Annotated in this window: 13 protein-coding genes and 3 pseudogenes; 9 read left to right on the top strand and 7 right to left on the bottom strand. The window is 61.7% G+C overall.

Annotated features, from left to right (window positions below):
• The 7 genes and pseudogenes from AC1DLB_RS08245 to AC1DLB_RS08215 all read left to right on the top strand — a co-directional run.
• Positions 1-329: pseudogene (locus AC1DLB_RS08245) on the top strand (AMP-binding protein); the annotation flags it as partial.
• A gap of 14 nt (positions 330-343) precedes the next feature.
• Positions 344-871: pseudogene (locus AC1DLB_RS08240) on the top strand (ABC transporter ATP-binding protein); the annotation flags it as partial.
• An 8-nt stretch (positions 872-879) separates the two neighbouring features.
• Positions 880-930, top strand: a complete 51-nt coding sequence (locus AC1DLB_RS08235; protein WP_477784851.1) for a hypothetical protein — start codon at positions 880-882, stop codon at positions 928-930.
• Positions 931-999: 69 nt separating this feature from the next.
• Positions 1,000-1,881 carry a branched-chain amino acid ABC transporter permease gene (locus AC1DLB_RS08230; RefSeq protein ID WP_428633328.1) on the top strand — a complete coding sequence of 294 codons (882 nt, stop codon included), beginning with the start codon at positions 1,000-1,002 and terminating at the stop codon, positions 1,879-1,881.
• An 11-nt stretch (positions 1,882-1,892) separates the two neighbouring features.
• Positions 1,893-2,960: a branched-chain amino acid ABC transporter permease gene (locus AC1DLB_RS08225; RefSeq protein ID WP_477743171.1), complete on the top strand. Its 1,068-nt coding sequence runs from the start codon at positions 1,893-1,895 to the stop codon at positions 2,958-2,960.
• Positions 2,961-3,040: 80 nt separating this feature from the next.
• Complete coding sequence (locus AC1DLB_RS08220; protein ID WP_477779284.1) at positions 3,041-4,366, top strand: ABC transporter substrate-binding protein; 1,326 nt, start codon at positions 3,041-3,043, stop codon at positions 4,364-4,366.
• Positions 4,367-4,514: 148 nt separating this feature from the next.
• The gene (locus AC1DLB_RS08215) at positions 4,515-5,285 is read left to right on the top strand and encodes an ABC transporter ATP-binding protein (protein WP_018929026.1); all 771 of its coding nucleotides are present in this window, start codon (positions 4,515-4,517) and stop codon (positions 5,283-5,285) included.
• Positions 5,286-5,295: 10 nt separating this feature from the next.
• Here the strand turns inward: AC1DLB_RS08215 and AC1DLB_RS08210 are convergent, their stop codons facing one another.
• The 3 genes from AC1DLB_RS08210 to msuE are packed head-to-tail and all read right to left on the bottom strand — an operon-like array spanning position 5,296 to position 8,169.
• Positions 5,296-6,399, bottom strand: a complete 1,104-nt coding sequence (locus tag AC1DLB_RS08210; RefSeq protein WP_477743169.1) for a sigma-54 interaction domain-containing protein — start codon at positions 6,397-6,399, stop codon at positions 5,296-5,298.
• Positions 6,400-6,407: 8 nt separating this feature from the next.
• Positions 6,408-7,595: an acyl-CoA dehydrogenase family protein gene (locus AC1DLB_RS08205; RefSeq protein ID WP_018929028.1), complete on the bottom strand. Its 1,188-nt coding sequence runs from the start codon at positions 7,593-7,595 to the stop codon at positions 6,408-6,410.
• 10 nt (positions 7,596-7,605) lie between these two features.
• On the bottom strand, positions 7,606-8,169 hold the full coding sequence (msuE, locus tag AC1DLB_RS08200) for an FMN reductase (protein ID WP_018929029.1): 564 nt from the start codon (positions 8,167-8,169) through the stop codon (positions 7,606-7,608).
• A 635-nt stretch (positions 8,170-8,804) separates the two neighbouring features.
• Here msuE and ssuD point away from each other — a divergent pair.
• Together ssuD and AC1DLB_RS08190 are read left to right on the top strand one after the other, a co-directional pair.
• Entirely contained in the window at positions 8,805-9,944 is a 1,140-nt protein-coding gene (gene ssuD / locus AC1DLB_RS08195) for an FMNH2-dependent alkanesulfonate monooxygenase (protein ID WP_018929030.1), read from the top strand.
• Positions 9,941-10,792 carry an amidohydrolase family protein gene (locus AC1DLB_RS08190; RefSeq protein WP_018929031.1) on the top strand — a complete coding sequence of 284 codons (852 nt, stop codon included), beginning with the start codon at positions 9,941-9,943 and terminating at the stop codon, positions 10,790-10,792. The genes ssuD and AC1DLB_RS08190 overlap by 4 nt, the downstream gene beginning before the upstream one ends.
• Positions 10,793-10,904: 112 nt before the next feature.
• On the opposite strand, the gene AC1DLB_RS08185 is transcribed toward AC1DLB_RS08190, so the two are convergent.
• The 4 genes and pseudogenes from AC1DLB_RS08185 to AC1DLB_RS08170 all read right to left on the bottom strand — a co-directional run.
• A complete protein-coding gene (locus AC1DLB_RS08185; protein WP_237229614.1) occupies positions 10,905-11,123 on the bottom strand; it encodes a hypothetical protein in 219 nt (72 codons plus the stop codon).
• A gap of 92 nt (positions 11,124-11,215) precedes the next feature.
• Positions 11,216-12,364, bottom strand: a pseudogene (locus AC1DLB_RS08180) (GTP-binding protein); the annotation flags it as partial.
• On the bottom strand, positions 12,346-12,942 hold the full coding sequence (nthB, locus tag AC1DLB_RS08175; RefSeq protein WP_477784849.1) for a nitrile hydratase subunit beta: 597 nt from the start codon (positions 12,940-12,942) through the stop codon (positions 12,346-12,348). The pseudogene AC1DLB_RS08180 and the gene nthB, both read right to left, overlap by 19 nt.
• A gap of 41 nt (positions 12,943-12,983) precedes the next feature.
• Positions 12,984-13,130, bottom strand: a 147-nt coding sequence (locus AC1DLB_RS08170) for a nitrile hydratase subunit alpha (RefSeq protein ID WP_477784850.1), incomplete at its 5' end; no start/stop codon positions are given.

The raw sequence follows: 13,130 nt of genomic DNA, 5'->3' as shown, positions 1-13,130 counted from the left end.
TGCATGCCCAGGTCCTGGCCCGCTTGCCGGAGCCAGGCAGCTGGCGTCGGCGTCTGGTGGACTGGGCGCTGGTGGCGCACCCCGGTGCGCTGCAACGGCATCTGGGGTACTGGCTGATCCGCCGGCCGTTGCGCGACATCCTCGGCTTTTCCCGCACCCGCGCGCCGTTAGTTGTGGGCGAGGCGCTGGCGCCACACACCCAGGCGTTTTTCCAGGCCTTGGCGATTGAAGTACGCACCTGGCCTGACCCGGCACAGTGGCACCGGCCCGCGCGCTGGCCAGCCCCGTTGGTCAACGGCTGGATCGAAGACAGCACGCAACCGGCCTGACAAGGACATGACTCATGGCACAGACACAGGCGACAAAGGTTGAACATCTGCTGGTGTTGGAAAATATTGGCTTGTCGTTCAAGGGCGTCAAGGCGGTGACCGACATCAGCTTTGCCGTGGCCGCCGGCGAGATTTGCGCCTTGATCGGCCCCAATGGCGCGGGTAAAAGCTCACTGCTGAATGTGATCAACGGCGTGTACCAGGCCCAGCAGGGGCGCATCCGCTTTGCCGGAGAAGGGCGCCGGCRCATGAGCCCGCATGATGCGGCGGTGCGCGGCATTGCCCGCACCTTTCAGAACATCGCCTTGTTCAAAGGCATGAGTGTGCTCGACAACGTGCTCACCGGACGCACCCTCAAGCGTCGCAGCAGCTGGATCGAGCAGGCTCTGCGCATCGGCCGCGCCGCTGGCGAGGACGACCGCCAACGTGAGGCCGCCGAGCGGATAATCGACTTTCTGCACATCCAGCCCTGGCGCGACACCCTTGTCGGCAAGCTGCCCTATGGCTTGCAGAAACGGGTGGAACTCGCCCGTGCCCTGGCCCCGAAGAAGTGCGACAAAACCCCGAGGTGATCGCCGCCTACCTCGGCATGCGCCACTAACCCCTTGGTCGATAGCGCCGCCAGCCACCTGGTGGCCAGGAACCCTTTGCCCGCAAAACAGGAAGGCTCATGGAATTTTTCTTAGAGGTGTTGATCGGTGGGCTGCTGGCCGGGGTGATGTACGCCCTGGTGGCCATCGGTTTTGTCCTGATCTACAAGGCCTCCGGCGTCTTCAACTTCGCCCAGGGGGCGATGGTGCTGTTTTCGGCGCTGACCTTTGTCAGCCTCTTGGAGCGCGGGGTGCCGTTCTGGCTGGCGTTTGTCATTAGCCTGGCGGCGATGGTGCTGCTGGCGTTGGCGGTGGAGCGGGTGGTATTGCGTCCGCTGGTCAACCGCTCGCCAATCACCTTGTTCATGGCCACCCTCGGCTTGTCCTACGTGATCGAAGGGGGCGCCCAGGCGCTGTGGGGCGCCCAGGTGCATGGCCTGGAACTGGGCATCAGTGACGAGCCACTGGAACTGGGCGGCATGCTGTTGTCGCAGTTCGACATTTTTGCCGCCGTGGCCGCCGCGCTGCTGGTGTTGGCGCTGTCGCTGCTGTTCAACAAGACCCGTATCGGTTTGTCGTTGCGTGCCGTGGCCGATGACCCGCTGGCGGCGTTGGCCGTGGGCATCCGCCTGCAACGGGTGTGGGTGCTGGTGTGGGCGGTGGCCGGGTTTGTCGGTCTGGTGGCCGGCCTGCTCTGGGGCGCGCGGCTGGGGGTGCAGTTTTCGCTGTCGCTGGTGGTACTCAAGGCATTGCCGGTGCTGATCATCGGCGGTTTTACCTCGATCAGTGGGGCGATTGTCGGCGGCTTGATCGTCGGCGCCTCGGAGAAGCTGGCCGAGGTGTACCTGGGCCCCGTCATCGGCGGCGGTATCGAGAACTGGTTTCCCTATGTGCTGGCGTTGCTGTTCCTGCTGGTGCGGCCGGCCGGGCTATTTGGTGATCGCGCGATCGAGCGGGTTTAAGGAGAGGCGTGATGTTTTATCAGGAATCTGGTCAGTTCAGTACTCGCTATGCCCAGGACCGCCGGGTGTTTCGCCTGCGGCAGGACCGTTACGGCTTGGTTGCCTTGCTGCTGTTGGCCTTTGTAGGTGTGCCGTATCTGGGTAACGACTATTGGTTCAGCGCCATTCTGATTCCGTTTCTGGTGCTATCACTGGCCGGGCTGGGGCTGAACCTGCTGACCGGCTATGCCGGGCAGTTGTCGCTGGGCTCGGCGGCCTTCATGGCTGTGGGCGCCTTTGCCACTTACAACGTTGAACTGCGGGTGCCGGGCTCGCCGTTATTGCTCAGCATGGCCCTGGGCGGGGGAGTGGCAGCGCTGGTGGCGGTGCTGTTCGGCCTGCCGAGCCTGCGGATCAAGGGCTTCTATCTGCTGGTGTCGACCCTGGCGGCACAGTTCTTTGTGACCTGGGCGCTGACCCGCTTCAGCTGGTTCTCCAATAACAGCGCCTCGGGGGTGATCAGTGCACCGCGCCTGGAGATACTCGGGGTGGATTTGAACTCACCGGTGGGCCGTTACCTGCTGACGTTGGGGGTGGTGGTGGCGTTGTTCTGGCTGGGCAAGAACCTGGTGCGCAGTGAACTGGGACGCAACTGGATGGCCGTGCGTGACATGGACACGGCCGCTGCAGTGATGGGCATTGCGTTGCTCAAGACCAAGCTGCTGGCGTTTGCCATCAGCGGCTTCTTTCTCGGGGTGGCCGGAGCGCTGTGGGCCTTCACTTACCTGGGCACTGTGGAGCCCCACGGTTTCGATCTGAATCGGTCCTTCCAGATCCTGTTCATCATCATTATCGGTGGCCTGGGCAGCATCCTCGGCAACTTCCTGGGCGCGGCGTTCATCGTGCTGTTTCCGGTGCTGCTGTCGAACCTGGTGGCCTTGTTGCCGGCCGGGCTGATCGATGCCGGGCAGATAGAAAACCTGCAGAAGATGGCATTTGGCGCCCTGATCATTGTGTTCCTGGTCAAGGAGCCGGAGGGTCTGGCGCGCCTCTGGCAGAAGTTCCGCGAGCGCGCTCGGTTGTGGCCCCTGCGCTTCTGAGCAAACCGGCGCAGGCATGGACTGCGCTTCGATCCTCCTGCGGCAAACGTGCGATTGAATCATTGATAAGGAAAATACCGATGTTGAAACGATCTCTAATCAGTAGCCTCGCCCTGGCCGTCAGCCTGAGCGTTGCCACATTGACTGCGCAGGCGGATAACGAACAGTACTTCCCGCTGCAGAGCTATCGGGTCGGTCCTTATGCCGCCGGTGGTACCGGGTTTTTTGGTGGTTTTATCGACTACCTCAAGTACGTCAATGCCAATGGCGGGGTCAACGGCGTCAAGCTGACCTGGAGCGAGTGCGAAACCGAATACGTGGTCGAGAAGGGCGTGGAGTGCTACGAGCGTCTGAAAAAAGGCCTCAATGGTGCGCCGGCTGCCGCCACTAACCCGCTGTCGGTGGGAATCGCCTATGCCACCCTGGAGCGCTCGACCGCGGACAAACTGCCGCTGATCACCATCAACCACGGCCGCACCGACTCCACTGACGGCAGCGTTTTCCCCTATGTCTTCCCGTTGCAGCTGAACCCGTATTCCGAAGTCTCGGCGATCATCAACTACATCGGCCAGCAGGCCGGGGGGCTGGACCAGCTCAAGGGCAAGAAGATAGTCACCCTGTATCATGGCTCGCCCTACGGCAAGGAAACCAATGAGGTGTTGCAGACCCTGGCCGACAAGTACGGGTTCAAGCTGACCCTGCTGGAAGTGCCCCATCCGGGTAACGAACAGCAGTCGCAATGGCTCAACATTCGCCGGGAAAAACCCGACTGGGTGATTCTGCGAGGCTGGGGCGTGATGAACCCGGTGGCGTTGAAAACCGCGCAGAAAGTCGGCTTCCCGGCGGATCACATCATCGGCAACATCTGGAGTAACTCCGAGGACGATGCCGCACCGGCCGGTGCCGCCGCCAAAGGCTTTATCGCGATCACCACGCACCCCACGGGCACCGATTTCCCGGTCCTGCAAGGCATCCAGCAGCAGGTGGTGGTCAGGGGCAATGGTGACCTGGCCGATCCGAAACGCTTCGGCACCGTGTATTACAACCTCGGTGTGGTGAACGGCATTCTCAATGTCGAAGCGGTGCGCATTGCCCAGGAGAAATTCGGCAAGCAACCGCTCACCGGCGAGCAGGTGCGCTGGGGCTTCGAGCACCTCAAACTGGACGATGCCCGCCTCAAGGAGCTGGGTGCACTGGGCTTGGTGCAACCATTGCAGCTGTCGTGCTCGGACCATGAAGGGGGCGGTGCCGTGCGCTTCCAGCAGTGGGATGGCAGCCAGTGGAAACTGATCAGTGACTGGGTACAGGCCGACCGTGCCTTGCTCCGGCCGATCATCGAAGCCTCGTCGCACCAGTACGCCAAGGAAAAAGGCATCACACCGCGCGATTGCAGCCAGGACAGCTGAGATGTGAATCGGGTCGGGGAGGCGTCCCCAATGCTTTTCCGTTAAGGCAATGTCTGCTCAATACACATCCCGTGGCGAGGGAGCAAGTCACTCGCCACACGTCACTTGTTTCAAGCTTTTATTAATTGAAGAGCATGGGGATAGGCGTATGAACCAAGTACCGATCTTGCGGATCGACGCGATTGAAGTCCTGTACGAACAGGCCATCCTCGCGGTGTGCGGGGTATCGCTGGCGGTACCGCAAGGGCAGATCGTGGTGTTGCTGGGGGCCAACGGTGCCGGCAAGAGCACCACCTTGAAGGCCGCCTCCAATCTGGTGCGCGCCGAGCGGGGCGAGGTAGTGCAGGGGCGGATCCTCTATCGAGGCGAGGATGTCACTCGTAGCACGCCCCATAGCCTGGTGGCCAGCGGCCTGGTGCAGGTACTGGAAGGCCGGCATTGCTTTGCCCAACTGACAGTGGAAGAAAACTTGCTGACGGGTGCCTTTGCGCGTCAGGTGTCCCGCGGGCAACTGAAGGCCGATCTTGAGCGTATCTACAGCCAGTTTCCGCGCCTCAAGCTGCGGCGCAAAAGCCTGGCCGGCTACACCTCCGGCGGTGAACAGCAGATGGTTGCGCTCGGGCGGGCGCTGATGGCCCGGCCGCAGCTGGTATTGCTGGACGAACCTTCGATGGGCCTGGCMCCGCAGATCGTCGAGGAGATCTTCGAGATCATCCAGCAGCTCAATCAGCGCGACGGCGTGAGCTTCCTGATTGCCGAGCAGAACATCAACCTGGCCCTGCGTTACGCCCAGTACGGCTACGTGCTGGAAAGCGGCCGGGTTGTCAGCGAAGGCACGACCGGGCAGTTGGCCGCGCGCAGTGATATTCAGGACTTCTACCTGGGGGGCGGGACAGCGGGTAAAGGAGCTGCTGCTTGACCGCCACCAGTCAGATCGACAGGTTGACCACTTTGACCGTCTGGGCGTCCTGTACCGGGCGGCGTTTGTTCACCACCAGTTCACCGACCTTGATCAGCATCGCGCGGGTGATGTTGCGACTCAGCCCCAGCAAGCTGGCGGTGTGCACCTGGTTGTAGTGGCAGAAGCGATAGGCCGCGCGCAACAGCGCTTCCTCGACCCGCTCGTGGAGGGCGCCGCTTTCTTCCTCGAACAGCTTCTTGAAGGCTTGCTGCAACAGGGCGTCGGCACTGTCGTCCTGGACGGTATTGCTGGCTTCCAGGCGTTCGATACGCAGGTTGGACAGGTGCAAGTCCTGGACGCGGATCAGATTGTTACGGCAGATCAGTAAGGTGTGGTGAATGACGTTTTCCAGCTCGCGAATATTGCCCGGCCATGAGTAATTCACCAGCTTCTGTTCGGCTTCGGTATCCAGCACCACTTCGCCATAGCCCAGCCGACGACTGTACTCGGCGATGAAGTGGCGGATCAGCGGCAGGATGTCGCCCGGTCGCTCGCGCAGCGGGCTGAGTTCCAGGCTGACCACGTTTAGCCGGTAATAGAGGTCTTCGCGAAAGTGCCCGGCGTTGATGGCTTTTTCCAGCTGCACGTTGGTCGCAGCCAGCACCCGTACATCGATTGGGATGCTTTTGCGTGAACCCAGGCGAACCACTTCACGCTCCTGCAGCACCCGCAGCAACTTGACCTGGATTGGCATCGGCAAGTCGCCGATTTCGTCGAGGAACAGCGTGCCGCCGTTGGCTTCCTCGAACCAGCCGGCTTTGGCGCTCAGGGCGCCGGTGAAGGCGCCTTTTTCGTGGCCGAACAGTTCGGCCTCCACCAAACTTTCGGAAAACGCGCCGCAGTTGACCGCGATAAACGGTTTGTTGCGACGAGCGCTGAGGTTGTGCAGGTGACGGGCCACCAGCTCCTTGCCGGTCCCGGTTTCGCCGATGATCAACACGCTGGCATCACTGGGCGCAACCTGTTGCAGGTGCGCCAGCAGCGCCTGTGATTTCGGGTCTTCGAAGACTTGCGCGGTGGCGCGTATCGAGGTGGCCAAGGCTGGTGAGGGCGGCAGCGTGAGTAGTTGCATGGTCGGGCCTATGAGTAAAAGGACGGAGTGGGCAGCGCCGTGTTGAGCGCCCAGTCACCCAGTTCATGGAGCTTGTAGTCCACGGGGTCGTGCAGGGTCTGGGTGCGCAGGTTGCGCCAGTGACGATCAAGGCGCAGCGCGGCATGGGTGGCGCGGGCGCCGGTCACTTCAAACAGGCTGCTGGTCAGGTCCAGGCCGGTGCGGGTGGCGGCGACCTTGGCGGTGGCAATGGCCAGGGCCAGTTGGCCACGTTCCTCGGCGGCGAGCTGGTGCTCCTTGCTCCAGGCTTGGTCGAGCAGGGCGTTGGCTCGTTCAGTGAGCAGGCGCACGCTTTCCAGCCCGACCCAGAATTCGCCGTAATGGCGCAGGACATAGGGGTCCTGATTGGCCTGGCTGACGTTGGCCTTGAACCAGGGGCGCGTTTCCTTGAGGGTGTAATCGCGGGCCTCTTCGAACGCGCCCTCGGCAATGCCGAGGAAGATATTGACGAAGGTCAGTTGGGCGATCAGCGGGCGCAGGCAGGCAAAGGGCGTGCTCAGCGGGCCGGGATCGAGCAGCAGCTCATTCTCTTCCACGCGCACCCGTTCGAAGGTGGCGCTGCCGCTGTCGGTCTGCCGTTGGCCGATGTTGTCCCAGTCGCCGTGCAAGGTGATGCCGGTGCGGTGGCTGGGAATGGCGGCGATCAACAGCTTGCCGCTGGTGGATTCATCCAGCGCCGAGGCAATCAGCATTTCCGAATCGGCGGAGCCGGAGCAGAAACTCTTGCGCCCGGAAAACTCGCGATAGCCGGCAAACTTTTTCGACAGGGTGCGGGTGTCCAGCGGGTTAAGGGCATTACCCCAGAACCAGTTGTTGCGCGCGGTCTGTTCGAACCAGGGCTGCCACTGTTCGGGCCGGGAAAACAGCCGCACCGTGGCCAGCATCAAGTGCTGGAAGCCGAACACGTGGGCGATCGAGCTGTCGATCCTGGCGAATTCGCGCACCACTTCCAGGGTGTCGCTCCAGCTGGCGCCAAGGCCACCGTATTGCTGGTCAATTTTCATCGCCAGCAGACCRCTACGGCGCAACTCGTCGCGCTCGGCTTTCGGCGTGCCGCCCAGATGGTCGCGTTCGGCGGCGGTTCGGGAAAACTCGGCGGCGAGCGTCCGAGCGATCTGCAGCGGGGTTTCAAGTTTGGACGTATGGATAGCGGTCACAGGCTGTTCCTCAGGCTGTTTTCCGCAGGTCGGCGGCATTGGCGGTGAACAGCGGTGCGGCCCGTTCGACTGCCAGGCGGATGCGTGTTTTCAGCGCTTCGCTGCTGATCTGGTAATTCGTGAAATCGGCCTCCGAGGCATACACGCCCAGGGGTAGGGTCACCGACTGGAAGAAGCTGAACAGCGGGCGCAACTGGTGATCGATTACCAGCGCATGCCGGTCGCTGCCACCGGTGGCGGCCAGCAACACCGGGGTATCGATCAATGCGTCCTGGCCAATCAGGTCGAACAGGTGCTTGAACTGGCCCGGGTAGGCACCACGGTAGACCGGTGCAGCCACCACCAGCAGATCCGCCGACTCAATCGCATTCAACTCGTACTCAACAGTTTCCGGCAGCTCCCGACGGGATATGGCGCTGCCCAGCGGGCGGACAATGTCACCCAGCTCGATGATGCGGCTTTCGATTGGCAGGTACTGGCTCAGCTCAGCAACGATGGCTTGGACCAGTACCAGGGTGCGCGACGGACGATAGGTTCCACCGGAAACGGCGACGACTTTAAGTGGAGTGCTCATGGGGTCTGTTCCTGTTCGAGTTGCGGGATGTGCAGCCATCAGAGCAAGAGTTGTTCCATGGTTAAAAGAGCTATGAAAAACAATAAGTTAGTCTGTTGCTTGGTCTCGACTGCTGTTGTCTGGGCAGCTAACTGTTGAGCGACTGTTGCGTGAGCAGCAATGGCGCTGCTGTTTGTCGGGCAACACTGTGGCATCCATGAATTGAATGTAAGTGATCTAAAAAACATCTAATAAATACTTTTTGGTTATTAGCTTAAGGCTTTGTCGGGCTGTCAGCGCCAGGCGAGCAGCTTTTGGCTGGCTTTAGCCGGCCGAAATCAGTGGGTAATGCCTCTCGAATCGGCCAAGTGTTGCTCAGACAATAGCGGTTCAACATCACTGTTGGGTGGGCAACAGTGGGTGGACCAAAGCGCATGGCATTCACCTTCCACCGTCGCCGCTCAGGTGGTTGTGCACGCTGCCTGCAGCCCGCAACGCAGGGTTTCAGGGCTTCTGGTATGGCTCTTGCTCAGGCACCTGACTCTCCAGCAACAGTGCTGATCAGGGCGCCACAGAGTGCTCGCTTCCTATATCTGCCGGCCGATGTGCCGTGCGCCTTGTGATCCAGCCCTGTATCACTCCCTGAGGCCCGTACCATGAATTTGGATATTTTCTGGTTTCTCCCCACCTCCGGTGACACCCGCTACCTGGGTAAGTCCGAGTCCGGCCGCCCGGCCACCAACCAGTACATGCGGCAGATTGCTGTGGCTGCGGAAAGCCTTGGCTACGACGGCCTGTTGATTCCCACCGGCAGCAGTTGTCTTGATCCCTGGGTCACCGCTGCCAGCCTGGTACCAGTGACCAGCCGGATTAAATTGTTGGTGGCCTTGCGCACGTCAATCAGCAGCCCGACCGTAACGGCACGCCAGGCTGCCAGCCTCGACCAGGCCCTGGGTGGGCGCCTGCTGCTCAACGTGGTCCCCGGTGGCGATGCGGCCGAGTTGGCCGCCGAGGGCGTGTACCTCAAGCACGATGAGCGCTATGAGGCCGCCGATGAGTTCCTCACCGTCTGGCGTCGGGTATTGCAGGGTGAAACGGTCGACTTCGAGGGCAAGCACATCCATGTGAAGCGGGCGCAGAATTTCTTCCCGCCGGTGCAGAAGCCCTATCCGCCGCTGTACTTCGGTGGCTCTTCGCCGGCCGCCCACGAGCTGGCCGCCAAACACGTGGACACCTACCTGACCTGGGGCGAGCCACCGGCCGCGGTGGCCGAGAAGATCGGCGATGTACGTGCCCGCGCCGCGAAGCAYGGCCGCACAGTGCGTTTTGGCGTACGTCTGCACGTGATCGTGCGTGAAACCAACGAGCAAGCCTGGGCCGCTGCCAACGAGCTGATTCAGTACCTGGACGACGAGACCATCGCCCAGGCCCAGGCCAACTACGCGACCATGGACTCCGAAGGCCAGCGCCGCATGGCTGCGCTGCACGGTGGCTGTCGCGATCAGCTGGAAGTCAGTCCCAACCTGTGGGCCGGTGTCGGCCTGGTGCGCGGCGGTGCCGGTACTGCCTTGGTCGGTGACCCTCAGACCGTCGCCGCCCGGCTGCAGGAATACGTCGACCTCGGCGTCGACAGCTTCGTGCTCTCAGGTTATCCGCACCTGGAAGAGGCCTACCGCTTCGCCGAACTGGTGTTCCCGTCGTTGCCCGGTAAACAGGCGGTGACCGTCAATGAGGTGCTCACGGGCGGAGCCTTCGATGTGCGAGCCAAGACCAAACAAGAGGAAACCGCGGTATGAAAGTGATCGACATGCGCTGCCGGCCGGCCTATCTGCACGATTTCTTTGGCGCCAACCCGGGCTCGGCGGGCTACGCCACCGCGCGCTGGCTGAATCGCCGCGTCGGAGCTCGCGGCAGCGACGAGCATTTTGCCCGCTCGCTGACGCCAGAGGGCTTTATTGCCGAAGTCCGAGAAGCCGGTTTGAGCCAGGCGGTGGTGGTGGGGCGACACACCCCTGGGCAACACCTGCCGAATGATTTCATCCACGAAATCACCCATCCCCATCAGGAGCTGCTGGGTATCGCCGGGGTTGACCCGACGCTTCAGGGTATCGATGGCGCTATTGCCGAAATCGACCGGGTGATTGATCAACTCGGTCTGGTCGGTATCGGCCTGGAGCCGGGTTTCGCCGCGCCGGCACGGCATCCGGATGACCCGCTGTACTTTCCCCTCTACGAACACTTGTCGCGCCGTGGCATTGCGCTGTTCCTGATGAGCGGACCGACCACGCCGGATCCGGCCTTCAACGACCCTGGCCGCCTGGCAGCGGTGGCACGAGCGTTTCCCGAACTGAAAATAGTCTGTTACCACGGCTACTGGCCGAACGTGGCGCAACTGCTGGGCGTAGCTTTTCGCTATGAAAACATCTTCGCCGTGCCAGACATGTACCTGTTCCTGCCGGGCAGCGAGGCCTTTGTCGCAGCAGCCAATGGCTTTCTGGGCGACCAACTGTTGTTTGGCTCGTCCTACCCGTTCCGGCCGATCCGCCAGTCGATCGAGGATTTTCAGGCGCTGGGGTTCAAGGATCAGGTGCTGGATAAGTTGCTTTATGGGAATGCGGCGCGGTTGTTAGGGTTGAGGAGGTAGCCTTGAATCGACGCCTGCCGTTTCGACGGACGCCCAATCGGGCTATAGAAGTCGGCGAGGTAATGGCGCGGGCCGCCCAGCAGCGCGTTGACGCCGACGGCAATTGGCTGTGTCAAACCGATGGAAAGATCCAGGACAAGGCGCCTTGAGCGATAAGCTGTTGGCGAGCCTCCCATTGGCGCAACAGCCTGTCGCGGCAGGCCAGGCGCTCGTTCAGTTCGGCGACTTCCAGGCTCAGTGCGCGCACCTCGTCTTTCTGCATCCGACGCTCTTGCAGCAATTGCTCGACGCTGGTCAGGATGCGTCGCAACAACGGGTTGTTCGACGACAACGGCGTGCTCGCCTGGTCAGGCTGGTCCAGTCTGTCGGCGAGCGGAGCCAATACCCAGTGGGTTGTCCGGCTGAAAAAAACATGGAGCACCTCTACCTGAGTGAAGTGATGTCAGTCGCCAGGGGCTGCGGGGGACGTACCGACAACGACTGCGAATCAAACACTGTCGCCCCCGGCAGGGCTTGCCAGGCCAGTGGGCCGGCGGCGATTTCCCGGGTACTGAGCAGGCAGTGGTCAAGCTCGCGCTGTAAAACCTCGGTGTCGAGGCCCTGGCCGATGAACACCAATTCCTGGCGACAATCACCGACCACGTTGTCCCACTTGGCCATGATGCTCTGGAGCCGGTATTCATCCCGTGGCCATTGCGACGGATCGATAAAGTTCCACCAGTGGCCGACATAGTCCCACTGGAACTGCCCGCCGCTCTGCACCAGCATGCCGGTTTCCAGGTGCCGGCTGGCGAGCCAGAAATAGCCTTTGCTGCGCAACAGCCGTCCGTTGCGCCAGGGCCGCTGGAGAAAGTCGAGCAAGCGCTGTGGGTGAAAGGGTGTCCGCTCACGGTAGACCCAGGATGTCACACCGTAGGTGTCCGCTTCGGAGGCTGGCGCGTCGGTCGCCTCCATTTTCCTCATCCAGCCCGGCGACGCGGCAAGGCTGGGTAAATCAAACAGATGGGTGCCGAGGATGCTCGACAGCGCGACTTGACCGTGGGTCATCGGCAGGATCCGCGCGCCGGGGTTCAGGCCGGCGAGAATGGCGTGCAGTGCCTGGTAACCGGCGTCATCGATCAGGTCCAGTTTGTTGACGAGAATAATGTTGGCGTACTCCACCTGCTCGATCAGAAGGTCGGCCAGATGGCGCTCCGGCGCGTCTTCCATGGCATCCGCACGGGCCACGGTATCCGGCGACTCGAGCAGCGCCTGAAACTGGCTGCCATCGACCACCGTCACCAAGGTGTCCAGGCGTGCCAGTTCGCTGAGGCTGAAGCCTTCGGTGTCAAGGAAGGCGAACGTCTCCGCCACCGGCATCGGCTCGGAGATCCCGGTGGATTCAATGAGCAGGTAGTCGAAACGCTGCTGACGTGCCAGATCACTGATCTGCTCCAGCAAATCGGCGCGCAGTGTGCAGCAAATACAGCCGTTGCTCATCTCGATTAACTCATCGCGACCACGGTGCAGCGACACGTCGCGCTGCACCGCTTCGGCATCGATGTTGACTTCGCTCATATCGTTGACGATGACTCGCCCCAAAGGTCTTTCACACGAAATTCGACGTGGTAGGTCGGCTGATGCGCCGCGCTCACATCGCCATGGCCGATGGCATCCGGGAAGGGCCACTGTTCTGACGTGCGGTGCAGGATCACGCCTTCCTTGCCGCGTACGTAGGCCGGCATGCGGATATGCCCGGCCACATATTCGTCGCGAACGACCACCCGATCGCCCACCTCGAAGGGGGGCCGACCGGTGATCGCCTGGCGACCGCCCGCGTGGGCGGGGTTCGCCAGCTTGAAGTGAGAGCCTAGGGCCTCATCAAGTTCTGCCTGGGTAATCACGCCTGTTTCTACCAGCAGGGTCGCGGTGGCGATGATGTAGCGCTCGTAGTATTGCGTGCCGACATGTTGGCGAACATCCAGGCGTTCGACGGCGTGGCGCACTTCGTCGACGCTGAATTTTTTCAGGTGATCGACGCCGATGAACATCAAGCTGTAGGCCAGGTGTTCCCAGTCCTGCTTGAACACCTGTTTGTAGCTCAGGCTATTGATGGTGTGCTGGACTTTGCCAAAGCCTTGAAAACCGCCGAGATCGTGAAAGCCATCCATTGTGAATACCTCTGAAAAGTGAAAGAAACCCAGCGCCCTGGCTACGCTACCTGCGGCAGCGCCACGCCGATCAGGACGTCCTTGGTGATCAGGGCCCGAAGGGCCTCTTCATCCATGCCCTCACTGCCCTCGGGTCGTACCGGCAGCACCAGATAGCGGCTTTCGGCACTGGTGTCCCACACTTTGAT

It is taken from the genome of Pseudomonas sp. 05N434 (assembly GCF_056396965.1).
This window is presented reverse-complemented; position numbering and strand designations above follow the sequence as displayed.